20 protein-coding genes are annotated in these 25,404 nt (G+C 41.5%); 4 read left to right on the top strand and 16 right to left on the bottom strand.

The features are described from left to right. Positions 1–40: 40 nt before the first annotated feature. From E2L03_RS15240 to E2L03_RS15215, 6 genes are all read right to left on the bottom strand, one after another. Entirely contained in the window at positions 41–4,324 is a 4,284-nt protein-coding gene (locus E2L03_RS15240) for a beta strand repeat-containing protein (RefSeq protein ID WP_208394360.1), read from the bottom strand. 235 nt (positions 4,325–4,559) lie between these two features. Beyond that, positions 4,560–5,363, bottom strand: a complete 804-nt coding sequence (locus tag E2L03_RS15235; RefSeq protein WP_038479731.1) for an ABC transporter ATP-binding protein — start codon at positions 5,361–5,363, stop codon at positions 4,560–4,562. Next, entirely contained in the window at positions 5,363–6,379 is a 1,017-nt protein-coding gene (locus E2L03_RS15230) for a FecCD family ABC transporter permease (RefSeq protein WP_243839535.1), read from the bottom strand. Before E2L03_RS15230 ends, E2L03_RS15235 begins: the two co-directional genes overlap by 1 nt. Positions 6,380–6,405: 26 nt before the next feature. Beyond that, positions 6,406–7,383 carry a FecCD family ABC transporter permease gene (locus tag E2L03_RS15225; protein ID WP_134259601.1) on the bottom strand — a complete coding sequence of 326 codons (978 nt, stop codon included), beginning with the start codon at positions 7,381–7,383 and terminating at the stop codon, positions 6,406–6,408. A 53-nt stretch (positions 7,384–7,436) separates the two neighbouring features. Then, on the bottom strand, positions 7,437–8,486 hold the full coding sequence (locus E2L03_RS15220; protein ID WP_134259553.1) for an iron-siderophore ABC transporter substrate-binding protein: 1,050 nt from the start codon (positions 8,484–8,486) through the stop codon (positions 7,437–7,439). A gap of 95 nt (positions 8,487–8,581) precedes the next feature. After that, complete coding sequence (locus E2L03_RS15215) at positions 8,582–9,631, bottom strand: NAD(P)/FAD-dependent oxidoreductase (protein ID WP_134259552.1); 1,050 nt, start codon at positions 9,629–9,631, stop codon at positions 8,582–8,584. Positions 9,632–9,774: 143 nt separating this feature from the next. On the opposite strand from E2L03_RS15215, the gene E2L03_RS15210 reads away from it, so the two are divergent. Then, on the top strand, positions 9,775–10,080 hold the full coding sequence (locus tag E2L03_RS15210; protein WP_134259551.1) for a PIN domain-containing protein: 306 nt from the start codon (positions 9,775–9,777) through the stop codon (positions 10,078–10,080). Here E2L03_RS15210 and E2L03_RS15205 read toward each other — a convergent pair. Together E2L03_RS15205 and E2L03_RS15200 are read right to left on the bottom strand one after the other, a co-directional pair. Beyond that, on the bottom strand, positions 10,075–10,884 hold the full coding sequence (locus E2L03_RS15205; RefSeq protein ID WP_095150229.1) for an ABC transporter ATP-binding protein: 810 nt from the start codon (positions 10,882–10,884) through the stop codon (positions 10,075–10,077). The genes E2L03_RS15210 and E2L03_RS15205 overlap by 6 nt on opposite strands. Before the next feature lie 94 nt (positions 10,885–10,978). Then, positions 10,979–11,305 (bottom strand): hypothetical protein, encoded by a 327-nt coding sequence (locus E2L03_RS15200; protein ID WP_134259550.1) that lies wholly within the window; start codon positions 11,303–11,305, stop codon positions 10,979–10,981. Between the two features lie 328 nt (positions 11,306–11,633). Here E2L03_RS15200 and E2L03_RS15195 point away from each other — a divergent pair, with 328 nt between their 5' ends. Next, the gene (locus E2L03_RS15195) at positions 11,634–12,374 is read left to right on the top strand and encodes a carbonic anhydrase (RefSeq protein WP_055735245.1); all 741 of its coding nucleotides are present in this window, start codon (positions 11,634–11,636) and stop codon (positions 12,372–12,374) included. An 86-nt stretch (positions 12,375–12,460) separates the two neighbouring features. On the opposite strand, the gene E2L03_RS15190 is transcribed toward E2L03_RS15195, so the two are convergent. The 3 genes from E2L03_RS15190 to E2L03_RS15180 form a co-directional block, all read right to left on the bottom strand. Further along, the gene (locus E2L03_RS15190; protein ID WP_134259549.1) at positions 12,461–13,303 is read right to left on the bottom strand and encodes an MBL fold metallo-hydrolase; all 843 of its coding nucleotides are present in this window, start codon (positions 13,301–13,303) and stop codon (positions 12,461–12,463) included. 28 nt (positions 13,304–13,331) lie between these two features. Next, positions 13,332–13,907: a D-glycero-alpha-D-manno-heptose-1,7-bisphosphate 7-phosphatase gene (locus tag E2L03_RS15185; protein WP_367613693.1), complete on the bottom strand. Its 576-nt coding sequence runs from the start codon at positions 13,905–13,907 to the stop codon at positions 13,332–13,334. A gap of 355 nt (positions 13,908–14,262) precedes the next feature. Then, positions 14,263–15,816 (bottom strand): ABC-F family ATP-binding cassette domain-containing protein, encoded by a 1,554-nt coding sequence (locus tag E2L03_RS15180; RefSeq protein WP_038479695.1) that lies wholly within the window; start codon positions 15,814–15,816, stop codon positions 14,263–14,265. Between the two features lie 149 nt (positions 15,817–15,965). Between E2L03_RS15180 and E2L03_RS15175 the strand changes: the two genes are divergently transcribed. Both E2L03_RS15175 and E2L03_RS15170 read left to right on the top strand, forming a co-directional pair. Then, entirely contained in the window at positions 15,966–16,535 is a 570-nt protein-coding gene (locus E2L03_RS15175) for an RDD family protein (RefSeq protein ID WP_051667509.1), read from the top strand. 165 nt (positions 16,536–16,700) lie between these two features. After that, positions 16,701–17,837: an MFS transporter gene (locus E2L03_RS15170; RefSeq protein ID WP_134259548.1), complete on the top strand. Its 1,137-nt coding sequence runs from the start codon at positions 16,701–16,703 to the stop codon at positions 17,835–17,837. Positions 17,838–17,878: 41 nt separating this feature from the next. Here the strand turns inward: E2L03_RS15170 and E2L03_RS15165 are convergent, their stop codons facing one another. From E2L03_RS15165 to E2L03_RS15145, 5 genes are all read right to left on the bottom strand, one after another. Next, complete coding sequence (locus E2L03_RS15165) at positions 17,879–18,883, bottom strand: NADP-dependent oxidoreductase (protein WP_134259547.1); 1,005 nt, start codon at positions 18,881–18,883, stop codon at positions 17,879–17,881. 83 nt (positions 18,884–18,966) lie between these two features. Then, a complete protein-coding gene (locus tag E2L03_RS15160; protein ID WP_038479686.1) occupies positions 18,967–19,725 on the bottom strand; it encodes a response regulator transcription factor in 759 nt (252 codons plus the stop codon). Positions 19,726–19,729: 4 nt separating this feature from the next. Continuing rightward, positions 19,730–21,397, bottom strand: coding sequence for a sensor histidine kinase (locus E2L03_RS15155; RefSeq protein WP_134259546.1), 1,668 nt, complete (start codon positions 21,395–21,397; stop codon positions 19,730–19,732). Between the two features lie 210 nt (positions 21,398–21,607). Beyond that, entirely contained in the window at positions 21,608–22,999 is a 1,392-nt protein-coding gene (uxaC, locus tag E2L03_RS15150; RefSeq protein WP_134259545.1) for a glucuronate isomerase, read from the bottom strand. Further along, the gene (locus E2L03_RS15145; protein ID WP_134259544.1) at positions 22,999–25,395 is read right to left on the bottom strand and encodes a glycoside hydrolase family 31 protein; all 2,397 of its coding nucleotides are present in this window, start codon (positions 25,393–25,395) and stop codon (positions 22,999–23,001) included. Before E2L03_RS15145 ends, uxaC begins: the two co-directional genes overlap by 1 nt. Positions 25,396–25,404: the final 9 nt, after the last annotated feature.

Genomic DNA, 25,404 nt, shown 5'->3' with positions numbered 1-25,404 from the left:
AAAGGAGAACACTTTTCTGACTACATTAGTCTTTAAGGAACTAAATTGTAATTAAAGTTCCAGATGGTCCACTTGCATAACGATGAATGGTTACGTGACCTGCACTATTAGCTTGGTTTGGAGCATTAGCAAGGACGACTGGGAATGTGGAGAAATTCGTGATCTGAATTGTATCCCCTGCATTGTAATTTTGAACGCGAATAACTAAAGATAACCCTCCTGTATCAGAGCAAGCAATCGGAGCGCTCGGTGAGGCAACACCGTTTATTGTTAAACCAAAAACCGCCCCTACCGTTGTCCCCGCTGCTTTATTCAGACCAACACTTATATAGTACATACCTGGTGTTACAATCGTAATCAAACCAATGCCTGGAACGAATCCGAATCCTGAGTATGCACCAGGCGTTAATAAATTTACAGGACCACCCGCTGCTACCGTTTGAGCTTGAACATTGCTGTTAAAAAACGGTTGAAGTGAGGATACTCCAGTGACACCAGTAGCTCCGGTTGCACCAGTAACGCCAGTAACTCCCGTAGCGCCAGTGGCACCTGTTACTCCTGTAACCCCAGTGACTCCGGTAACTCCTGTTACTCCTGTAGCCCCAGTAGGACCTGTAACACCTGTTGATCCCGTGACCCCAGTAGATCCTGTTACTCCAGTTGGACCAGTAACCCCTGTAACTCCGGTTACTCCAGTAGCTCCAGTAGCTCCAGTAGCACCTGTTACTCCCGTAGGTCCAGTAGATCCGGTAACACCAGTCGCTCCTGTTACTCCCGTTACCCCAGTAGCCCCAGTAACCCCTGTTACTCCAGTCGCTCCAGTAGCCCCAGTGGCTCCTGTAACACCAGTAGCTCCAGTAACGCCAGTAGCCCCGGTGACGCCAGTAGGACCTGTAGCCCCGGTAACTCCGGTAGCACCTGTTACTCCCGTAATGCCAGTGGCACCAGTAGATCCTGTTACTCCAGTAGCTCCTGTTACCCCAGTTACTCCAGTAGCGCCGGTAACTCCCGTAACTCCTGTAGCTCCTGTAATGCCAGTAGCACCAGTAACCCCTGTTGCTCCAGTAACACCAGTTACTCCAGTGACTCCAGTAACCCCTGTTGCTCCAGTAACCCCTGTTGCTCCAGTAACTCCAGTAACTCCTGTAGCTCCAGTAGCTCCAGTAACTCCAGTAGCTCCAGTAACTCCAGTAGCTCCTGTTACTCCAGTAACTCCAGTAACTCCCGTTACTCCCGTAGGACCAGTAGATCCGGTAGCACCAGTGACGCCAGTAGCTCCTGTTACTCCAGTAACTCCAGTTGCACCTGTTGCACCTGTAACTCCTGTAACTCCTGTTATTCCAGTAACTCCAGTTGCACCTGTAACTCCTGTTACTCCCGTAGATCCTGTAACGCCGGTAGATCCTGTAACGCCGGTGGCTCCGGTGACACCAGTGGCACCAGTGGCACCCGTAACACCAGTGGCTCCTGTAATACCAGTAGCTCCTGTAACCCCAGTGACTCCAGTGGCCCCGGTAACACCAGTGGCTCCTGTAATACCAGTAGCTCCTGTAACCCCAGTGACTCCAGTGGCCCCGGTAACACCAGTGACTCCAGTGGCCCCGGTAACACCAGTGGCACCCGTAACACCAGTGACTCCTGTAATACCAGTAGCTCCAGTAGGACCAGTAGAACCGGTAACCCCAGTAGAACCGGTGGCACCAGTAGATCCTGTAACTCCAGTCGCCCCGGTAACTCCAGTGGCACCAGTAACTCCTGTAACGCCAGTAGCACCTGTTACTCCGGTAACACCAGTAGGTCCAGTAACTCCCGTTACTCCAGTAGAACCGGTAACTCCAGTGACTCCAGTAGCTCCAGTAACGCCAGTAGGTCCGGTGACGCCAGTGGCACCCGTAACACCAGTAGCTCCTGTAACCCCAGTGACTCCAGTGGCCCCTGTAACGCCTGTTGCACCTGTAACTCCGGTTACTCCAGTAGGACCAGTAACTCCCGTAGCACCAGTAGCTCCGGTAGCCCCTGTAACGCCAGTAGCTCCTGTAATGCCAGTGGCTCCGGTAACTCCTGTAACCCCCGTAACTCCTGTAGGTCCAGTGGCACCCGTTACTCCTGTAGCTCCTGTAATGCCAGTAGCACCAGTAACCCCTGTTGCTCCAGTAACACCAGTTACTCCAGTGACTCCAGTAACCCCTGTTGCTCCAGTAACCCCTGTTGCTCCAGTAACACCAGTAGCTCCAGTAACACCAGTAGCTCCAGTAACACCAGTAGCTCCAGTAACACCAGTAGCTCCAGTAACTCCAGTAGCTCCAGTAACTCCAGTAGCTCCAGTAGCTCCAGTAACACCAGTAGCTCCAGTAACACCAGTAGCTCCGGTTACTCCTGTAGCTCCGGTTACTCCAGTAGATCCAGTAACTCCCGTTACTCCCGTAGGACCAGTAGATCCGGTAGCACCAGTGACGCCAGTAGGACCTGTAGCTCCAGTAACGCCAGTGCCACCAGTAACTCCAGTAACGCCAGTGCCACCAGTAACTCCAGTAACGCCAGTGCCACCAGTAACTCCAGTAACGCCAGTGCCACCAGTAACTCCAGTAGGACCAGTCGCTCCAGTGACACCTGTTACCCCTGTAGATCCTGTTACTCCTGTAGCGCCAGTAACGCCAGTGGCCCCGGTGACACCAGTAGCACCAGTCGCTCCTGTTACTCCCGTTACCCCGGTAGCACCAGTGACGCCAGTAGATCCTGTAACTCCAGTTGCACCTGTAACCCCAGTAGCTCCTGTTACTCCCGTAACACCAGTAGCACCAGTAGCCCCAGTAACTCCGGTAACTCCCGTAACACCTGTTGCTCCGGTAGCCCCGGTAAGACCTGTAGCACCAGTAACTCCCGTAGCACCAGTAACTCCTGTGGCACCAGTGATTCCTGTAGGACCAGTGACGCCAGTGGCACCAGTAGGACCAGTAGCCCCGGTGGCACCTGTAGCTCCTGTAACTCCAGTTGCACCTGTAACTCCCGTAGCCCCCGTAGCCCCTGTAACTCCCGTAGCCCCTGTAACTCCCGTAGCCCCTGTAACTCCCGTAGCCCCTGTAACTCCAGTAACTCCCGTAACACCTGTTGCTCCGGTAGCCCCGGTAAGACCTCTGGCACCTGTCACTCCAGTGGCTCCGGTTACTCCTGTTGCGCCAGTAGCCCCTGTAACTCCAGTTGCACCTGTAATCCCAGTAACACCTGTAACTCCAGTAGCTCCTGAGACACCCGTAGGTCCTGTGGCACCAGTAGCTCCAGTAACTCCCGTAATTCCAGTAACACCAGTAACTCCCGTAATTCCAGTAACACCAGTAACACCAGTAGCCCCAGTAACTCCAGTAATCCCAGTAGCTCCCGTAACACCAGTGACTCCTGTAGGTCCAGTGACTCCTGTAGCCCCGATAACGCCAGTGGCACCAGTGATTCCAGTAACCCCGGTGGCTCCTGTAACACCAGTAGCTCCTGTAACTCCGGTAGCTCCTGAGACGCCCGTAGGTCCAGTAGCACCCGTAACTCCAGTAGCCCCGGTAAGACCTGTGGCACCTGTCATTCCCATAGCACCCGTTACCCCAGTAGCCCCTGTAATTCCTGTTGCTCCAGTAGCTCCTCGTTCTGCGACTAAGCTATAGTCCGCTGATGTTTCTGGTTCTCCTATCGGTGGTGCCGTGTTTACTACATACAAACTTCCTCTAAAACTTACTAGCTGACCAACTGAATAGTCTGAAACAAGTGTTGGATTGTAGTCCACTATCCCACTATCAAATCCGATTCCTGTTGCTCCTCTACTAACAAGTAGAGTGTAGTCAGAAGATGTCGATGGCAAACCAGTTGGTGGGGTAGTGTTTACTATGTAAGCACTACCTTCAAACGTCACAACTTGACCAATCTTATAGTCAAACACACGAGCAGGGTCGTAAGGCACAGTACCTTCAAAGCCTGCACCGGTAGCCCCCGTGTTGCCTGGAGCCGCTAACAGTAAATAATCATTCGATTCGCTAGGTATTCCTGATGGTGGGGAACTAACTACAAGATACGTCCCACCTTCATAAATTACAACTTGACCAATTTGATAATTTGTAGCAAGTACAGGGTCGTAATTTACAACCCCCGTTAATCCAATTCCAGTTGCTCCGGTTGCACCAGTAGCTCCTGTAATTCCTCCAGCGGGTCCAGTAGGACCAGTAATTCCAGTGGCTCCTGTTATACTGATTGGAAAGGAATTATTAAATAAAACTCTACCGTTTGTTGAAGTACGCCTAAATCGTTGATAATTTGAACACTCTTCAAAATAACTCAATCTCACTACACCCTCTTTACTCGCCCTTTTATTAGACTATGTAAGCTAAAATGAAAGTGTTAGTGTATTCTCGCGGTATCCTTTTATTTGTCTCTATTACAACGCCGTTCAATAAACAAATACAAGTTTATTTATTATAAAATATGGGGAGTTCTATTTTAAAAAAAGAGAGTACAACATCCTCCATTTTTTATTTACACATAAAAAAAACCAAGCTAAATCGGTTAGCTTGGGAAGGTGACTAAACATTTATATGGTAACGACCTTTTGGCACAACAAGAGGCGTATGTGAAACAGGATCTGCAATTACATCGCATTTTAATTCAAAGATTTCTTGGATAAGTTCACTCGTGATGACTTCCCCTGGTAAGCCTTCTGCTATAAGACGGCCTTGTTTTAAAGCAAAGATATAATCAGCGTAACGGGCAGTAAGGTTAATATCATGTAGAACCATAACAATCGTCGTTCCATGCTTACGGTTCAAGTCCGTTAGCAAATCAAGAATTTCCACTTGGTACGTAATATCCAAAAAAGTAGTCGGTTCATCAAGAAACAAAATGTCAGTTTGTTGCGTTAACGCCATTGCAATCCAGACACGTTGCCTTTGTCCACCAGACAATTCATCGATATTACGATTAGCGAGCTCTGTAATCTTCATCATATCCATTGCTTCAGTGACCGCTTCATAGTCTTTTTTTGACCAGCCTTTAAAAATAGATTGATGAGGGAATCTTCCTCGACCAACAAGATCGGCTACTGTAATTCCCTCTGGAACAATAGGTGATTGTGGTAAAAGACCGAGTACTTTTGCCAACTTTTTAGGGGGAATGTCATGAATTTTTTTGCCATCAAGGGTAATGGAACCTTTATCCGGCTTTAATAAACGTGCCATCGTTTTTAATAAAGTCGATTTGCCGCAAGCGTTCGCTCCAATAATAACGTTTATTTTGTTGTTTGGTACCACTAAACTGACATCGTTTAAAATGGTTGTCCCATCATAGCCTGCTACAATGTCTTTTGTTTCAAACTGGTGAGTTCCTTTCATTATAAACTTCCCTTCCGGTTCATACGTATAAGTAAATAAAGCAGGAATGGCGCTCCCAGCATACCCGTAATAACTCCAACGGGAAAGCGAATTTCAAACGCAAATTGGCCAACTAAGTCAGCAGCTAAAACTAAGTTTACCCCTACAAGCCCTGCAGGTAGAACGGTTGAAAGACCCGAACCGACTAAGCGTTTCGCAATTGGACCAGCCAAAAATGCTACAAATGCTATCGGTCCTGTCGTTGCTGTAGCGAGCGCAATCATGCATACGGATGCAAAAATAAGCAGCATACGGGTACGATCAGTATTTAGTCCGAGGGATGTGGCAGACTGCTCTCCTAATTCCAAAATGCTCAAGTGCTTACTTAAGAACATAACAATGGGTGAACAGATGATAACAGTTAACATGAGTGGATAGACAGCGTCTAATTGTGCACCATTTAAACTCCCACTTAACCAACGCATTGCGGAAGGCAGATCTTCTTGCGCCCCTCTCATTAATAAATAGGAAATGACCGCACTTAGCATTGCTTGTACGCCAATTCCAACAAGAATAAGGCGTCCGACTGAAAACGTTCTTCCTTTTGATAAACCATAAATTAACACAACGGTTGCGAGACCAGCAAGAATCGCTACAATCGAAACGATGCTGTTATTGGTTTGTAGTACTAGAATACAAAATAATGCAGCGGCACTAGAACCTGCGGTAATCCCAAGTACATCTGGATTGGCTAAAGGATTCCGTAACATCGTTTGAAAAGTGTTTCCGGCAATACCGAAAGCAAAACCAGCAAATAAACCAGCAAGCATTCGAGGAAATCGAATTGTATTAACGGCAAAGTTTATACTTCCGAGTTGTTCTCCTAACAAAGCGCGAAATACTTCATTTGCAGGGTAGATCGTATTTCCTAGCATTAGCATAGCACCGCAAAGTAGAATACTAGAAATAAATAAAGTGATAGTAACCGACCACCAGCGCCATTGTCTCTTCTTACGACCTAATTGTATGTTTTTCATTGATTGGTTGTTTTGTGTATAGTTCATCATAATGAACGTACTTTCATGCGCATCGCAAATAGAATTAAAATAGGTGCACCTATAAAAGCAGTAATGACACCGGCTTCAAGCTCACCAGGGCTACCAATTAAACGTCCTGCTACGTCGGAAATGGTTAGAATAACCGCGCCTGCAATGGCAGATAACGGAATAATATAGCGTAAATCAGCGCCAAGTAATAGACGAATAAGATGTGCAGACAACAACCCAATGAACCCAATTGGGCCAGCTAAAGCTGTAGTAGCTCCACATAAAATAACACCAGCAAATGCAGCCGTTATACGCAGTAATCCTGTACGAACGCCTTGACCGGTTGCAACTTCATCACCTAGCGCTAGTGCATTTAATGCAGACGCGGAGAAGATTCCTATGAGAAGTCCGACAACAAGAAAAGGTAAGAATGTAGAAATCGATTCCCAACTTCCCGATCCGACACTCCCCACTTGCCAAAAACGAAATTGATCCATCACATAAGTGCGATTCAGCATAATGGCACTTACGATAGACGAAAGTGCGGCACTTGTAGCCACTCCTGCCAATACAAGTTTTAGAGGCGTGGCGCCTGCCCGTCCCATGGAACCAATTCCATAAACAAATACGGCTGTGAGCATTGCTCCTACAATGGCAAACAATATATATTGATTCGTTGTACTGATATTAAAAAAGGCTAACCCTGCTACAACAAATAGGGCTGCCCCCGTATTCACACCTAAAATGCTAGGGTCAGCAATTGGATTTCGTGTCACAGCCTGCATAAGTGCACCTGATACGCCGAGAGCGGCTCCACAAAGTAAACTAAAAATTGTCCGCGGAATTCGTTCTCGTACGACACTTGCGCTATAAGAGTCGTATTCAGAGTCAAATAAGCCAGAAAGTAATTCATTCCATGTAATGACACGGGAGCCAAAAGCAACAGAGGAAAGCACGCTAACAAGTAGCATCGCTAATAAAAAGCCGATAACCATTGTTGCGTGCTTAGGTGAATAGCGATGGCGTTTCACATCGACCTTCACCAGATTTACTCCTCTGCCTGATTCAGCGCATCTCCAATTAACTCTAAATACTCATCAATAGTATAAGCAATCGACAGTGGATTCGGTGTACCAGCTGCTCCTAATTCAGAGCCACCATTAATAAATGCCACTGATCCTCTTTCAATAGCAGGAATTTGACCAAGACGAGCATCCTTTTGTAACGCTTCAAATAATTCATCGTCTCCATAACCAAGAATAACATCAACATTATTAAGGATATCTGCATTCTCAGCACTTAAACTTAATGAAAAGTCTTCTTCGTTCGGTAGCTCATCTTTAATTTCTTGAGGAAATTCCATATTTAATTCTTCTGTTAAGAATGCAACCCGTGTATCTGCAGGTGTATATAAATGTAAATTAGACGTATCTGTTGCAGAGAAGTTTACCCAAGCGACGGTCTTCCCTTCAATTTCTGGGTATTCAGCTAATTTTTCATCAATGAGCTGTTCTGTATCTTCAATCAGTTGCTCGCCTTGTTCTTTCAAACCCATGCCTTCTGCATTCATCAACACATGATCGCGCCAAGACGTTGTCCAAGGAGAAGTTGGATACGCAACAACTGGTGCGATCTCACTTAAAAGATTGTAATCTTCCTCTGTGATACCTGAGTAAGCTGCGAGTATCACATCTGGTTGTGAATCAGCAATAGCCTCAAAGTCTAGCCCATCTGTGTCTTGATAAACATTTGGGTCTTCTTCACCAAGTTCTTCAAGCTTTTCTGCTGTCCATGGTAGTAAACCGCTATCATCTTGTACACCGAAATTGGCAGCAGAGAATCCAACGGGCACAACACCTAATGCTAAAGCTACATCTTGGTTACCCCATTGCACGGTGGCAATACGTTCAGGTACTGAGTCGAGAGTCGTCTCTCCAAATGCATGTTCAATGACAATTTGTTCTTCCGTACTGCTATCAACAGTAGCATCTGTATCTTCTGAAGACGTGTCATTAGAGCTATCTGAACAACCTGCTAGTGCAGCAATCATTGCTGTAGAAAATAAAAATAGTTTAGATGAATGGTTAAGCTTAATCATATAATTCGTTCTCCTCTTCCTATGTACATCTCTTTATAATTGAAAATGATAATCGATATCAATTATATTAGTGTACCTTCTTGCGAAAGTCAATTTTATTTTGCAGCCTGTTCGATTAATTCATTTTTTTCATCAAAAACAGGATTATGAGAAGAAATGAAAATGTCCATGGCTGACTCTGGTTTTATATAAGACTTTGCATGATTTACTGCTGTAGCGGCATCGGTAAATGCACCTGCCAAAAGATGAATTTTGTTGCCAAACATTGCGCTATCACCAGCAGCATAGATTCCCTCTTTTCCAGTTTCGAGTTTATCGTTGACGAGAATATGTCTGTCATCTGTTTTTAGACCCCAGTTTCGAATTCCTCCAATATCTGCTTTCATTCCATGATTGACAATGACTGCATCCACTTTCACATGCTCACATCTATTCAAAAAGACACCTTTTTCATCTACTTGATCAATCTCTACAGCATTAATCCTCGCTTGATCACCTTCAAGTCTTTTAACAGCAAACGGCATTTTAACCCGAATACGATTCGTCAATAACGTTTCTACACTCCGCTCATGCCCTTTAAATTCATTTCGACGATGAACAACCATTACATCATGGGCGATACCGTATAAAGCGTTCGCAAAATCAACAGCAGAGTCTCCACCACCAGAAATTAATACACGCTTCCCTTTATATTGTTTTAAGTCTGTAACAGTATAATGAAGGTTTGAATTCTCATATTTATCTGCATCTTTAACCGATAATTTTATTGCACTTTTTGCACCATATCCGATCGAAAGAACGATGGTACGTGTAAGGTGACACTCACCTGTTTTGGACTGGATGATATAGTATCCTTCTCTTGTACGTTTAATATCTTGAATCTGTTGATTTAAGACAATAGTTGGATCAAACGTCATTGCTTGCTCTATAAGCTGCCTAGCGAGTTGCTTTGCTTTAATTGGCGGTTGTCCTCCAACATCCCATATCATCTTATCTGGATAGCTATTTAATTTCCCTCCTAAATAAGGGCTTGCTTCGATTAATTTTGTTTTCATTGAGCGCATACCGCTATAAAAAGCAGCAAAAAGGCCTGCAGGTCCTCCACCAACAATGGTGATATCATAAAGATCTAATTCATTTTGCATGGAATCACTCCTCTCTTCTCATAATACTGATAAAGATTCTCATTATCAATACATTTAATCATCTTTCCCCATTTTCTTTTTTACTTTCCTCCGTTGACGTGATACCCTTTTGATAAACGGTAAAAATTGTAAGGAGTATAGACATGATTGTACTAATAGGAACACTCCTTCTGCTTCCATTTTTTTATTATGGATACAAGGAGCATCAATTCTCTCAATCAAATAAAGCAAAGAAAGAAACCGAAACTGGCTACTACCGAAAAGCAAGTTTCTATGCATTTCCTTTATTGCCAATAGGATGGCTTCTCCTTGAAATGAGCCATCGTTTTTTTAGTCTGTCTTTTGATACTTATCGTGACCTTATTTGGATCCTTATTCTCGTGTCTTGTATTGTTTACGGTTGCACTCTCCAGCATCATCGTCGAAAAACAACGAAAAACCTCTCATAGATTTGAGAGGTTTTCATTCGTTTGCGTAGAAATGTTGAGCCATGGGCGACCGTGAATCCACCTTACACTTACTGGTAATTTAAAGGTAGTAGACAATGATTCATTCGTGAGTACGTCGTCTTTCCGACCAGATTCAACAACTTCTCCATCACGAATCATTAATACATTGGTAATGACGTCCGATATTTCTTCAATATGGTGCGTAACGTAAATGATGTGACTACCTCTGGCGCTAATTTCATTCATTACGCTAATGAGTTCTTCGCGAGTCAATACATCTAAGCCTGTACAGGGTTCATCTAATATAAGAATGTCAGGGTTATTCATTAATGCTCGTCCAATTAAGACCCGCCTTTTTTCGCCTTGGGATAAAACAGAAAAAAATTTACCTTTCAGATGTTGCAATCGGAGTGTTTCAAGAATATCATCAACACGTTCCCATTCAAGGTCAGATAAGTGTTCATATAAGCCAAATGAGGCGTACTTGCCACTTGCTACTATTTCTTCTGTTGTTTCATTTTGCATTATATGTAAGAAACGGTCTAGCGAACTACTGACATAACCAATCCTTTTTCGTAGATTAGGTAAGTTCGTCTTGCCAAATTCATTTCCTAAGACAGCGATCGTTCCTGTTGTCGGAAAAGCATAGCCGTTGATTAAATTCAATAGAGATGTTTTGCCAGATCCATTTAACCCAAGAATACACCAATGCTCTCCTTGGTTAATGGTCCAATTGATATCGTTTAGTACCTGCTGTCCATCTCTTTTAAATGTGACATTTCGGCACGTAACAATGTGAGTCATTTCGCACGCTCCATTCGCTTCAAAAGGATCCTCTTATCGTACCACTTCCACGAAATTTTTGCACGATTCAATCTAATTATGTTCTGATGTTTGTTTAACGGTAATAGTCATTCATCTTTTGCTTCATTTCGTTTATCTCTCTTTCAACATGATGTAAATCTTTTTGTAATGAAACGAGTAGATCTTCTATATCCTGATATTGACGAAGCCCCCCTACTGTTGATGATGCGCCGGAAAAAATAATCAGTTCTTCCATATCTTCCTCGGACAATGGCGCTGTTGATTGATTGATCCTTGAAATGTCTCTTCCTAATTTTACACCTAAAAAAAACAATGTCGACGAAATGACGCCAAGAAGCGTTTCCAAGTAAAAACAATCCTCTGATAGTCTAAGTTTCTCTTGTTCCTCTTGATTGTCCATTCGGATCACCCTTTTCAGTATCAACTTTAGTATATGAAGGTAGAATCCCAGGAAGCACTCAAAAAAGACTGAAACGAAAAATTAGAGGATTCTCTATATCCTTATGCATTTAAAAAAGAACCTAAGTATTCTAGAGAAGCCTTAAAACTCGATAAAGCTTCTATTTTTTTGACAAAAAACACGATTTTCATGTTGGGAAAATGGAAAACTATGTAGATTAATTTGTTTTTATAAGGGATAATTTTAGCGTAAGTCAAAAAAGGAGGCGTTTCCAATTAAAAATCTATTAATCTCTTTATCTCTTTCTAGTATTGCTGCTACAACGCTTTTGCCCTCATCTGTTCAAGCCAGCACGCTAACGTATCAAGGTCCCGTTCAAGCCTTACAAGCTTCTTGGTCTTATGAAGGGGAGACAGGACCAGAACATTGGGGAGAGCTCGATGAATCTTATGCGATGTGTTCAATTGGTGAGCAACAATCACCCATTGCATTATCGTATAGCAACCTGTCCTCTGCAAAATGGCCACTTATCAATACATATCAACCAACCACATTTTCTGTTCAAAACAATGGCCACACTATTCAAGCAGACGTAAACGGATCGACGGCAAGCACCCTTCGCCTAGCTGGTGTTCCGTATACACTTGCTCAATTTCATTTTCACACACCGAGTGAGCATACACTCGAAGATGAGCATTACGAAATGGAATTACATCTCGTTCATGTAGACAAACATGATAATTTAGCGGTTTTAGGTGTGCTAATGGAAGAAGGAGACCATCATGAAGCATTGGATCAAGTGTGGGACTTAATGCCGACTGAGGAAGGTACAGCTACGGAAACCGTTGTGCTCGATCCTAACGATTTCATCCCTGGCGAATTAGATTCCTTTCAATACGAAGGTTCTTTAACAACGCCTCCATGTGATGAAGGGGTAAAATGGACAGTATTGGATGAACCGATACAAGTCTCAAGAGAGCAACTTGATCGCTTTCAATCGATCTATCCATCTAACTACCGCCCTGTTCAAGACTTAGGTAACCGAGATGTTGGATACCACTATCATTGATAAAAAAGCTGGCTACTATGCCAGCTTTTTTATTTATAATGGTGGTTTATAAGGAAAGTAAAAATGCCATGAGACCTGATTGTTACTTATTCAACATATCTTCCGTAATCTGGTTTATATACTTCATTAAAATTTGCTCGTAATGCAGTCAGCCCTGACGTTAGCTCTTCACCAGAAACAGGCACTCCATGACCAGTAACAGCTACTAGCGGTTCAAGCTTCTGTAAACTTATAATCGATTGTTCTGCTTCATTCCAATCAGTTGTAAAATAGCGAGGCGGTCCATTAACTTCTTGTTTTTGAACAATCGTTTCATATAATTGATCTTGTCGAACTGTAGTAAACGCATCCCCTACAACTAAACAGCCATCGTCATGACGAAAAAAGGAAACGTGCCCTGGTGTATGACCTGGCGTATGAATCCACTGAAACGATTTTAAAAAAGGAACGTCTCCATTCTCTGGTAAGGGGAAGACGTGTTCATTTATTTGAATAGGGTCATTAGGGAATAAAGCAGAAATCTTTGCTAAAAGACCACCTTCAACGCTTGGATCTGGTTCTGGATAACGTTCTTCTCCAGTCAGGTATGGCAATTCTAAAGGATGCGCATACACATCTACTTTCCAATGGTCAATTAGTTCAATAATGGAACCAACATGATCAAAATGCCCATGGGTTAATAGAATGGCTTTTGGTTTTTTTGACCCATATAATGAGTTAGCCGCTTCTATAATCTCGTTCGCACCACCTGGAACACCTGCATCAATGACTACGTAATCAGCTGTGTTTGGATGACCAACAAAGATAATATTCACAAATTGATTCGTGTATTGATAAACATCTTCACATACTTGGATCGTCACACCATTTCCAATTGTTGTTAACGGGAGTGATTTGTAGTCATCACCATAGGACATCTTATTATTCATGTTCATCCTCCTTAAGAATACATGTGTTTTAAAGGCTTTTCTTCTTTAAGATCCAGGGGACGGCATCAGCCAGACTCTGAAAAACAGCATCTGCACCGTAGTTCTCATTCTTCGTTCGATTCCCTACTAAAACCGTTTTACAGCCTGCTTTTTTACCTGCTTTAATGTCAGGTTCTCGATCGCCTACCATAATACTTGCTGTTGGATCTACTCCGTACCTATCACTTAATTGCTTTATCATAAGCGATCCAGGCTTTCGGCAATGACACCCTTCATTTGGTCGATGAATACAATACGCAATTTCGTTGACGGTTGCACCATGTTGAGCTAAAAGATTAACCATTTTTTCATGAATCGTTCGCAGTGTCTTTTCTGTCATATAGCCAAGACCCACACCACCTTGATTTGTCACGACGAACACAACGAAACCTGATTGATTAAAAGATCGAATGGCTTCTCCAACACCATCAAGTAAGTAAAAGTCAGTTGGTTTATTGACAAACGTTACTCTGTTCGTTTTAACTTCATTAATGACACCATCCCGGTCTAAGAACACAGCTTGCTCCATGTCATCCTCCGCTTTGTACTTTTCTTGTCCTAGCATTTGTTTTTGAGTCTAAATTATGTATTTTTTATTTATATATACACTCTTTTCCTCTAACAAGTAGAAAAAGAGGCTGGGACAAAAGTAGGTAGACAGACCAAAATGACGAACATTCCTGAAAATAGGAACGTTCGTCGTTTGTTTTATATGAAAATGAACGGAAGGAGAATTTGAAGACTCCTGGGGGATCAGCACGTGTCTGAAGACTCTGGAGTGGCGGTTTTCCAAGGAGGAGGCTGAGGCCGTGTCCCCGAAAAGCGAAGGATTCTCCTGTAGCGATGCTACTCAGCATCTTTTAGACTATTCGTCTTTTCAAATACTACTTTTCGTTAGGTCCCAGCCTCTTTCATGCCTATTAAACAACTTTTGTCGTCCAGCTCTCACAATTCCATGTTTCTGTAACAATATCTTGATAAAATTCTGGTTCGTGGGAAATCAATATAATGCTACCTTTATATGCTTTTAATGCGCGTTTTAGTTCTTCTTTTGCATCTACATCTAAATGATTCGTTGGCTCATCCAGGACTAAAATATTCGACTCTCGGTTGATCAGTTTACATAAGCGTACTTTTGCTTTTTCTCCTCCACTTAAGACGATCATTTTACTCTCAATGTGTTTAGTAGTAAGACCACATTTTGCAAGAGCGGAACGAACTTCTCCTTGTCCGAGAGAAGGGAACTCTTGCCAAATTTCTTCAATGCATGTATTATTCGTTGCTTTCGCTTCTTGTTCAAAATAACCAACCTCTTGATAATCGCCCCGTTCGACTGTACCAGAAATAGGCTTTTGAATGCCAAGTAAACTTTTTAAAAGGGTCGTTTTGCCGATGCCGTTCGCTCCAACTAAAGCAATTTTTTGCCCACGTTCCATCCGTAAATCAAGGGGTCTAGATAGTGGCTCATCATATCCAATGACAAGCTCTTTTGTCTCAAAAATAAGCTTACTTGTTGAACGGGCTTCTTTGAAATGAAATTCTGGCTTTGGTTTTTCTTTTGCAAGTTCAATAACGTCCATTTTATCCAATTTCTTCTGCCTAGACATAGCCATGTTTCGTGTGGAAACGCGGGCTTTATTCCGGGCTACAAAATCTTTCAACTGAGACATTTCTTGTTGCTGGCGTTTATAAGCTGCTTCAAGCTGTTGCTTTTTCATTTCATGCACTTCTAAAAAGTGATCATAATCACCAACATAACGATTCAGCTCTTGATTTTCCATGTGATAAATTAAATTAATAACACTGTTCAAGAATGGAATATCATGAGAAATGAGAATAAACGCATTCTCATATTCTTGTAGGTATCGTCTTAGCCATTCAATATGTTGCTCGTCTAAATAGTTCGTCGGCTCATCAAGTAAAAGAATGTCTGGTTTTTCAAGTAAAAGTTTTGCTAGTAATACTTTCGTTCGCTGTCCACCACTTAAATCTTCTACATCTTTTTCTAAACCGACATCATCTAGCCCTAAACCACGAGCAACCTCTTCTACTTTCGCGTCAATGGTATAGAAATCATTGTTTGTTAACGTGTCTTGAATGACACCAACCTCGTCTAATAGCTTTTCCAACTCTTCTGGTGTAACGTCTCCCATTTTCTCATACATTTGATTCATTTCAGTTTCCATGTCATACAAGTACTGAAACGCACCTTTTAACACATCCCGCATCGTCATGCCACGTTCAAGAACAGTATGCTGATCTAAATAGCCAACTCGTACTTTCTTTGACCATTCTACTTTTCCTTCATCCGGCATAAGCTTGCCGGTAATAATATTCATAAACGTAGATTTTCCCTCACCGTTTGCACCGATTAATCCAATGTGTTCGCCTTTTAATAACCGAAACGAAACATCTTGAAAAATGGCACGATCACCGAAACCGTGGCTTAAATTCTTCACTGTTAAAACACTCATCTATTATCAATCCTTTATGCGTAAGCGTTATCTACTTTTCCAATAAACAATTGTACCACAACTATCTCTACAGTGTAAGCTTACACTCATGTACGCTATCTCCTAATAGTGAATATATGATATATTCTAAAAGGAAAAGGAGGAATCTTATGGAAACAAAACCCGCAGGATTTTGGATACGATTTGGGGCCATTTTACTTGATGGTCTTTTATTTAATGGATTGGCATTTTTTCTAGGATTATTCTTACTAGCAGCTTGGCAAGATGGTATTACAGAATTAGCACAGTTTTTGTACGCACTACTACTGCCAGTTTTTTGGTATGGTTATACAGTCGGTAAACGGGTGTTCAAGATTCGCATCATTCACATGGACGGTACAGACGTAGGCATATGGACAATGATTAAACGTACTATTATCGGTGGCCTTATCTATGTGTTACCTACACTTATTACCGTTACCATCCTTTCTTTTACTGTTGATACACGAATCTGGCTAACATTCTTACAAGACATTGATTTGAATGAGGAATTCATTTTAACTGGATTCGATTTCACCATCCTAACCCTTGGCCTTTTTTCATCTGTCATTTTATTAATTGTTAGTGCATTTATGGTTGGCTTATCGAAGTCACGACGCTCCATACATGATCTTATTGCGGGCACCTATGTTACAAAGCAGTCTCCAGCAGAAACAGAAAAGATAGACAAAGAAGAATAAACATTGATTTATTGACACTTCCTTAAAGCCATGCTAACTTATGAGTACTTACGTATTCAGGCGACATAACTATGGGCGTTATGTTAGCGAATTAGCACATGTATGCTTTAATGCAGGGCCTCCCGTTTCACAGGAGGTCCTGTTTTTATTTGGGGAGGAACCGTTTTGGACAAAAGAATTTACCTATTAACCACGCTTACCTTTATTGTAGGCCTAGTTGAATTAATTATTGGGGGTATCTTACCTTTCATTGCAGCTGATTTAGATATTTCACTAGGTCAAGCCGGCTTATTGATTTCTGCTTTTTCTCTTAGCTTTGCAATTGCTGGTCCGGTTTTGCTATCCCTTACAGCAAAAATGGAACGAAAAAAATTAATAATGATTGTTCTCGTGTTATTTTTGTTTTCAAATGGTATTGCAGTCGTAAGCAATAGTTTACTCGTACTTCTTATATCACGTATTTTATCGGCGTCAGGCGCGGCTCTCCTTGTTTCATTATGTTTAACCATTGCATCGCAAATTAGTTTAGAAGCTTATCGCTCTAGAGCTATTGGCACGGTATTAATGGGTGTGAGTGCCTCATTAGTTTTAGGTGTACCATTAGGCCTATTTCTTGGAAACGAATGGGGTTGGCGTGCTCCGTTTGTCTTTATTGTAGCTGTAACCTTCATCTTAATGGTATTGATCCAGTTCACATTAAATTCTATTAAACCAAAACCGTATGTACCTCTCTCAACACAATTACGCGCCCTACGGAAACCGACTATTTTATTGGTACATTCTGTTTCCATTCTGTTTTTTATTGGCCATTTAACACTTTATGCGTTTTTAACGCCATTCTTACAATCAACGTTACATGTATCAGGAAATGCCCTAAGCTTTCTTTATTTGTTATTTGGTATAGCGGCTATTTGTGGAAGTTGGTTTGGGGGCTATGCATCGGACCGATTTGGCAATCGGCAAACGATGGTTGTCGCGTTAGCCTTTTTTGCCTTTGTCCTCTTTATCGTACCCCTTGTTTCAACCAACGGGCTACTACTCATTCCGCTTTTAATGCTGTGGAACTTTTTAAGCTGGACAATTACACCAGCTATACAAGGACATCTCGTGGCCTCTGCACCAAAAACGTCTGACATCCAACAAAGTATTAACAACTCTGCTACCCATGTAGGTATGGCGATTGGCTCCGTTGTAGGTGGATTGACAATTGATGTATACACAGTCGATTTTAATGCCCCTGTAGGCGGTTTTTTTGCTGTAATTGGTTTGATTGTTGCGATTATCGCTGTAAAAATAAAATAACAGGTAAGAGCGTTCACACCCTTTGGTATGAACGCTCCTTTTTATTCGCCTACTTTTACAAGCTGCTTGCCTATATTCTTCCCTTTAAATAAACCTAGAAAAGCTTCTGGTACTTTATCGAGCCCTTCATGAATTGTTTCTTCAAATTGTATTTCTTCGTTTTGTAAAAAACGTGCTAAATCGGCGTACGCTTCCTTGTAATGAGTTTGAAAATCTCCAACGAGAAAGCCTTGCATTTTCACACGAGCTTTTACAAGGTATCCTTGAACACGCCTGCCTATATCTTCTTCTCCTTGTTCTAGATTATACGAGGAAATGGCACCACAAACAGGAACTCTAGCAAACGGGTTCAGAAGAGGCCAAACTTGATCCGAAATATCGCCACCAACATTTTCAAAATAAATATCAATGCCATTCGGACATGCACGTTCTAATGCTTCCGCCACATGCTTCTCTTTGTAATTAATTGCCTCATCGAAACCGATCGAACGAATGTAGTCTGCTTTTTCCTTTGAACCGACAATGCCAACAACGTATGCGCCTTTTCGTTTAGCTAATTGGCCTGCAACCGAACCAACGGCTCCAGCCGCGCCTGATACAACAACAGTTTCACCTTCTTTTGGTTCCCCAATATGATACATACCAAAGTACGCTGTGAGTCCCGGCATCCCTAACACCCCAAGTGCTGTTGACATCGGTGCTCCATGTAAATCAAGTTTACGAACAGTCTCTGCAGAAACCGTATTATACTCCTGCCAATTTAGTGCTCCAGATACAATGTCGCCAACTTTCAACTTTTCTGATTTGGTTTTCGTAACTTCAGCCACAATCCCACCGTTCAAAGGTTTTCCTATTTGAAACGGTTCTACGTACGATTTTGTATCGTTCATTCTTCCTCGCATATATGGATCCACCGAAAGATAGCGGGTTTTCAACGTCACTTCATCAGTTGAAGGCTCTTGAACGTCAACCTCTTCATAAGAAAAGGTATCTTCACTTGGCCATCCGTCAGGGCGTTTACGCAGTTGAATCTGTCGTTGCTTCATCTTGTTTTTTTCCTCCTTTTTATCCATCTACTGGTTTATTCCACGTAGGTCTCTCATTTAAACAGATTGAGCATAATCGTTTATCACATACCCTTTTGGAGGAATTGCTTTGGTGAGGTGCCAATATATTTTTTAAAGACAGAACTGAAATACTTGTAATCACTAAATCCCGTTTGTTCAGCTACTTCATAGACAAGACTGTTTTCGTGCTGTAGTTTTTGGATGGCTTTTGTTAACCGATAACGAGTTAACAATTCATTAAAACTATAGCCTGTTCGCTCTTTTAACTTTGTGTTTACGCTTACAGTTGAAAGACCAATTGCTTTACTAGCCATCGCTAAGCTTATTTTTTGATCATAGTGCTTTTCAATGTATCGAATAGCATCTGCAGCATAGCTAGAACCTTCTGTCCATTCTACTTTTAAATCAAGAACATGACGATAACTATTCGATTGACTTGTCGATCTTTTTTCTTGCACACTTATTGCTAACTCTTGAAGTGTTGCTTCAAAATCTTTTAAATCAACTGGTTTTAATAAGTAATTATGCACACCTAGCCGAATAGCTTGTTGTGCGTATTGAAATTCTCCATAACCTGAAAGGATGATGGCTTCATATTGACAGGTATCTTTTGTTTCTTGCAACATTTCCAAACCATCTTTAAAGGGCATTCGAATATCTGTAATCACAATATCTGGCTTTTTATCGAGAATAAGCTGACAACCCTCAATACCGCTTTCTGCCGTTCCAATAACAATACAGTTCGTTTTAAGCCAATCAATTCGGTAAAGTAGTCCTTTTAAAATAATTGGTTCATCCTCTACAATAATGACTTTCAACATGGTTTCACCCCTTTTGTAGTGGCAATGTAAGTGTCATAATCGTTCCATCTTCAACATGTGAACGCATCATTAAACCATAATCCTCGCCATATAAAAGCTGAATGAGCTGATGTACAGTATGAAGACCAGTTTGTTCTGAAGCTTCTTTTTCCCCAAGATAAATGGCTTTAATTTCCGCCACTTTTTTTTCATCAAGACCCTTTCCGTTATCACGAATCTCAATCGTTAGCTCGTTTCCGTCTGTTTTAATCACTACTTGAATAAATAAAGAATGGGTTTTATGAATATTATGTTTGATTGCGTTTTCAATTAATGGTTGAATGAGTAATTTTGGAATAAACGCTTCTTCTAGTATAGATAGTGGATTTACAGTGATTTCATAGTGAAGTCTTTTTCCGTATCTCATTTTCTGTAATGAAAAATAATCATTTAGATAGCGTATATCTTCTTCAAGTGGCACTAATGTTTGACCAAAATTTGCATTATAGCGCATCAATGTTGCTGTTTTCACAATCATGTCAGAAGCACTTTGCGGATCCTCCATTAGTTCATACTTAATCATTTCAAGTACGTTAAAAAGAAAATGAGGATTAAATTTTGCTTCAAGGTGCTTTAATTCACTTATACGCTTCTTTTCCATAATGATTTGATTTTCATCTAACAATCGCTCAACCTCAGATACACGACTTCGGTATTCTTCATAAATAATTTCTACTTCTTCATAGTTCGGCTCATGATCAAGATGGCTATACTTCTTTTTAGATGCCATTAATGCTACTAGCCCATCAAATGGTTGTAGTGACTTTGCGACAATTTTTGGAGCCACAAACCAAACAACGAGTAGAATGGCTATACTACTAATTAGCATTGTGAGTACACCATATAAAACGAGTAAGCGATAAATAGACATTGGTGTAGCAGTAATAACCTGAATTCCTTGCTTAGAAAGAGTCGTTTGCGTTTTGTAAAACATCTCTCCCTCATACGTAATCCAGTTTCCTTTTAAATCTAAATCAAGTTTTCCTAGCGTAGTCAATCCATACGAGTAAGTAGAAAAAATCACATTATCAAACAAATCCGTTACGTACACATAATGCTGATCAGGAAACGAGGGTGAATCGAGAAAATAAAACAAATAGCCAAGTAGGCCTTCCTCTCCCTGTATTGCGGCTGAGAAAACATAGGAGGAGCGATGGTGAACATCTCGTAATGGGCTCGTTAACCGCGTCCCAACGACACCAGCCCCTTCTAATTTATAGGTAAGAGCATTTAAAGCAACACTGCTTCTTGCTTCCACATCAGACCCACTATAAAAACTTGTAGCAACTACCTCTTCATCACCATCTAACAACAAAAAATCTGCATGAAACGACTGATGATTGCGAAAATCATACAAGATCTTATAGGCATCACCTGCTTGTTCTCCTGTTTCTAAAAAAGAATGGATAGTGGAAGCGCTACTAAGATCGTCCATTCCACTATAGTAGGCTGCGAAACCTGTTTCTATGTCTTTTAAGACATGTTCATGGTTCGCTTCATTAGGCTCAATAATTGTCAGGCGAAACACAATTGATAGTAATAGTAAATAAACAAAAAAGATAACAGTAACCACAACGATGGCATAGGTAAAAAAAGATCTCTTTATCTCGTCTTTCATTTTCTTTGGTCTCAAATTAATTCACCTCCTTTGAACATTTTCTTCAATTAAGCTTCTCTTGGAAACATCTACATTTACACTTCCGCTAAAAGTAAGCGTTCTCATTCCATCATATAGCACAATTGCCCTATTTGAATAAGTTTGCTTTTTTGAAAAACGAATTTATTTTCAGATAATTATTTTTTAATATACAAAAAGCCTTTCGTTAGAAAGGCTTTTTGCTCATTATTCAAAGTACCGTTCTGCGTTTTTAAAGGAAATCGCTTGTATCAGTTTTCCTGCTTGTGGCATTTCAGCTGGAATCTCTCCATCTTCTATCCATTCACTAATTAATTGACATAGAATGCGTCTAAAGTAATCATGACGAGCAAAAGATAGAAAACTTCTTGAATCCGTTAACATTCCAACAAAGTGGTGTAGAACCCCAACGGATGCTAAACTTATCATTTGGCGGCGCATGCCTTCTTTTGTATCATTATACCACCAGCCTGATCCTAGCTGCATTTTTCCTGGCAAACCTTCTTTTTGAAAGTTTCCAAGTGTACTTGCGATCATTTCATTTTTCGTCCAATCAAGGTTGAAACAAATTGTCTTTGGTAGTTTGTCAGATTGTTCAAGTTCGTTTAAAAAACGATTTAATGATACCGCATACGAGTCATCTCGAATGGAATCAAACCCACTATCTGGACCAATTGTATTATATGCCGCACGATTGTTATTGCGCAGAGGACCAATGTGAAGCTGCATCACCCACCCCTTATCTGCGTATGCTTTTCCTAAATGTTCGAGAATAATAGATTGAATACGTATTATTTCGTGTTCGTTCAAACGCTTCTGTTGAAGCAATTGATTAAATATCTCTTCTCCCTGTTGAACGGTTGCTTTTTCAAACCGAAATTGACCTATTCCGTGATCACTTGCTCGACAGCCACGTTCATGAAAGTAATCAATCCGATTTGTTAGAGCTTGAAGGTAAGATGATAGATTGATGATGTCAATCCCTGTAACATTTTCTAATTGATTAAGGAATTCACGGAAACTGTTTCCATCTACTTGCAACGCAGCATCTGCACGAAACGTTGGCAACACTTGCGTTTCAATGGTTTCATCTTGAGCAATTCGAACATGCTCCGCTAATGAATCATTAATTTGATCCGTTGTACAAAGTGTATGGACATTGGCTTGCTTTAGCAAAGATCGGACTGTGACTTTCTTTTCTTGTAGCTGTCGATTGGTTTCTTCCCATATACTTTCCGCTGTTTCTTCTGATAATAACGTGGAAATGCCAAATGTTTGAGTTAATTCCATATGGGTCCAGTGATAGAGAGGGTTCCCAAGAAGTTGAGGAACCGTTCTTGCCCATGCGAAGAATTTCTCTTTGTCTGATGCAGAACCAGTAACGAGCCTTTCTTCTATACCACATGCTCTCATCGCACGCCATTTATAATGATCATCTCCTAGCCACAACTCGGTAATCGTTTCATAGGCTTTATCATTCGCAATTGACTCTGGGTCTAAGTGACTATGAAAGTCATAAATCGGCATTGTCTTCGCATATTCGTGATACAGCGTTTTTGCATACTCGTTTTGAAGCATAAAGTTTTCGTGTATAAACATTAGCAAATCACTCCTCTTTGACCAGATTCAATGGTGTTGCCATTTACGATAAGTGTTCGTTTATCCCTTGTTGCAATGGTGAAGATGGCCTCTTTATAAGGTAGGACATACCCATGGTGATCGACCGTTACATTGATGGAAATGGTATCCGCCGTAGTAATCATGTCTAAATGAACAAGAGCATGTTTTTCTTTCCAATTACGTGCTAGACCATCGTCTTCATACAGCGTATACGTGCTGTGGTGATGAGCACCTTCTTCTGGAAATAATAGAAATCCACGTTCATCCTCGTCTTTCCTTTTAAACGTTCGCTCGGCTTGATTAATCGGTATGATCGAGCCCGCTTTTACAAGTAAAGGCGTCTCATGATCCGGTGCAGGTAAAGTCACCTCTGTTCCTCCAGCAACAGCCGTTCCTCTATAAAAATCAAACCAACCTCCTTTCGTTTTTGGTGCGTACACACGCCTTTCATTTACTCCAGGCTCTACAACAGATGCAACTAGAAATGCTGGACCAGCGAGAAACTCATCATTCTCTTCCCAAGTACGGGAATCTTCTTCAAAATCGAAAAATGTTGGTTTCATAATAGGTTCATGGTCCGTGCTCGCTTTGTAAAATGCCGTATACCAATACGGTGTTAACATGGAACGAAGCTGAATGAGTGCGCGAATGGCTGGTGTCGCCTCTGGATACATCCATGGTTCATTTACAGTTTGATCTTCGTTCCAAGAATGAATGGTGAAACGTGGATGAAAGATCCCATTTTGTACCCAACGGATAAAGAGCTCTTGATCTGGCTTCGGACCTGCAAACCCACCCACATCATGACCATAATTATAAATACCTGACAAACTGAGTCCTAGGCCGGTTTTCGTATTAAAACGAATCGTTTTCCATTCTGTTCGATTATCACCTGTCCAAGTCTGGACGTAACGCTGCATCCCTGGTCCTCCAGAACGTGAAATAAGAAATGGTCGCTCTTCTTTTGTAAAGGACTCTTGTGCCTCAAATGACGCTTTCATCATTAATAGTGGAAATAACCCGCGAATGGTCTGAAAAGGTAGTGGCTGATCAAATCCATTCACTTGTGCTTGTTCATTCCAAATTTCATATTCATTGTTATCATTCCAGGTGGACGAAATACCGTATTCAAGCAATTGTTTCGTCACTTGTGTCTTCCACCAGTTAAATGCTTGCTTGTTCGTAAAATCAAGATAGGCGCCACCGCCATCCCAAAACTGAGCTAACTCGGTTTCCCCTTGCGTATCAGTAATAAAATAATTGTTCTCTTCCAGCTCTTCGTATGCAGGATGACCTGCTAGAAAAGCAGGCTTAATATTCGCTGCAAGTCGCAAGCCTTTTTCACGAAAATCTGCCGCTAATTTTTTGGCATCCGGGAATTTGTCTTTGTTCCAATGAAAGACATATCGCTTGTCACCGATAGAGGTGTAGCCAGAAGACAGTTGAAAAGAATCACAGAGGATATCGTGTTCTTCACAATCATCAATAAATTGATAAAGCTGTTCTTGAGCGTTAGATGCATCTGTATAGCTCATCGTTGATCCAGAGTATCCAATGCTCCACTTTGGTGGCATCATTGTATTTCCTGTGAGCCACGTATATGTTTGCACAACGTCTCGTACTGTTGGACCACCGATTATATAATAATCCAAGTCTCCTGCTTCTGCTTCAAAATAACGATACAAGCTATGGTAATTATCTAATTCTTTCCCTAGATCGATATAGCCTGGTGCAAGATTATCATAAAACAAGCCATAGGAATAACTCGTTTTAGGATTGTGCGTAATATAAAATGGAATATGCTTGTATAGCGGATCTGAATATTGAGCGTCATACCCCATTGCATCAATTGTCAGATTTCGGAAACGACCATGGTGACGATTTAATTCCCCTGTTCGTTCCCCTAAACCATAATAGTGTTCGCTAATGTCTCTTTTTAAATAATGTTTAAGCGATTTCCCTAGCTCACCATTGAAATTGTATGCTTGTGTCATACGATCACTGGCAAATTCAACCCACTCACCTTGCTGTTTCTGAAACCAGATCAGACGAAATCCTTCTTTATGAATTACTGCTTTTAACTCATTTGTAGCGATTTCAATGTGACCATCGTACTCTTTCGTTGTAAATGGAGGACACGTAAATCCTTCTGTACTCAGACGCTGGCGACCTTCTACTGGTACGTCATCGCAACCTGGCGCGATGCTCCACGTTTGTGGTACCTCTAATCCCTCTTCTTTCTCAAATAGAACACGAAACATGCTTTGTTCAAGTACACATACATATGCTTTCATTTTTGCTGCCGTACTATAAAAAGATAGTAAAGAGCCTTCTTTTTCTTTCAGCTCAAATCGATACGTTGCTTGAATATTCATAGGTTTCTC

The sequence above is a fragment of the Shouchella oshimensis genome (assembly GCF_004375095.1).
Taxonomy (GTDB): Bacteria; Bacillota; Bacilli; order Bacillales; family Bacillaceae_D; genus Shouchella; species Shouchella oshimensis.
The sequence above is the reverse complement of the archived record's forward strand: the minus strand, read 5'-3'. Positions and strand labels throughout refer to the sequence as shown.

Bases quoted from the DNA above. Each gene is read 5' to 3' on its own strand.
- E2L03_RS15235 (WP_038479731.1), bottom strand. From the start codon at position 5,363: ATGAAAGGAACTCACCAGTTTGAAACAAAAGACATTGTAGCAGGCTAT.
- E2L03_RS15230 (WP_243839535.1), bottom strand. From the start codon at position 6,379: ATGAAAAACATACAATTAGGTCGTAAGAAGAGACAATGGCGCTGGTGG.
- E2L03_RS15225 (WP_134259601.1), bottom strand. From the start codon at position 7,383: ATGGTTATCGGCTTTTTATTAGCGATGCTACTTGTTAGCGTGCTTTCC.
- E2L03_RS15220 (WP_134259553.1), bottom strand. From the start codon at position 8,486: ATGATTAAGCTTAACCATTCATCTAAACTATTTTTATTTTCTACAGCA.
- E2L03_RS15215 (WP_134259552.1), bottom strand. From the start codon at position 9,631: ATGCAAAATGAATTAGATCTTTATGATATCACCATTGTTGGTGGAGGA.
- E2L03_RS15210 (WP_134259551.1), top strand. From the start codon at position 9,775: ATGATTGTACTAATAGGAACACTCCTTCTGCTTCCATTTTTTTATTAT.
- E2L03_RS15205 (WP_095150229.1), bottom strand. From the start codon at position 10,884: ATGACTCACATTGTTACGTGCCGAAATGTCACATTTAAAAGAGATGGA.
- E2L03_RS15200 (WP_134259550.1), bottom strand. From the start codon at position 11,305: ATGGACAATCAAGAGGAACAAGAGAAACTTAGACTATCAGAGGATTGT.
- E2L03_RS15190 (WP_134259549.1), bottom strand. From the start codon at position 13,303: ATGAATAATAAGATGTCCTATGGTGATGACTACAAATCACTCCCGTTA.
- E2L03_RS15185 (WP_367613693.1), bottom strand. From the start codon at position 13,907: ATGCTAGGACAAGAAAAGTACAAAGCGGAGGATGACATGGAGCAAGCT.
- E2L03_RS15180 (WP_038479695.1), bottom strand. From the start codon at position 15,816: ATGAGTGTTTTAACAGTGAAGAATTTAAGCCACGGTTTCGGTGATCGT.
- E2L03_RS15175 (WP_051667509.1), top strand. From the start codon at position 15,966: ATGGAAACAAAACCCGCAGGATTTTGGATACGATTTGGGGCCATTTTA.
- E2L03_RS15165 (WP_134259547.1), bottom strand. From the start codon at position 18,883: ATGAAGCAACGACAGATTCAACTGCGTAAACGCCCTGACGGATGGCCA.
- E2L03_RS15160 (WP_038479686.1), bottom strand. From the start codon at position 19,725: ATGTTGAAAGTCATTATTGTAGAGGATGAACCAATTATTTTAAAAGGA.
- uxaC (WP_134259545.1), bottom strand. From the start codon at position 22,999: ATGTTTATACACGAAAACTTTATGCTTCAAAACGAGTATGCAAAAACG.
- E2L03_RS15145 (WP_134259544.1), bottom strand. From the start codon at position 25,395: ATGAATATTCAAGCAACGTATCGATTTGAGCTGAAAGAAAAAGAAGGC.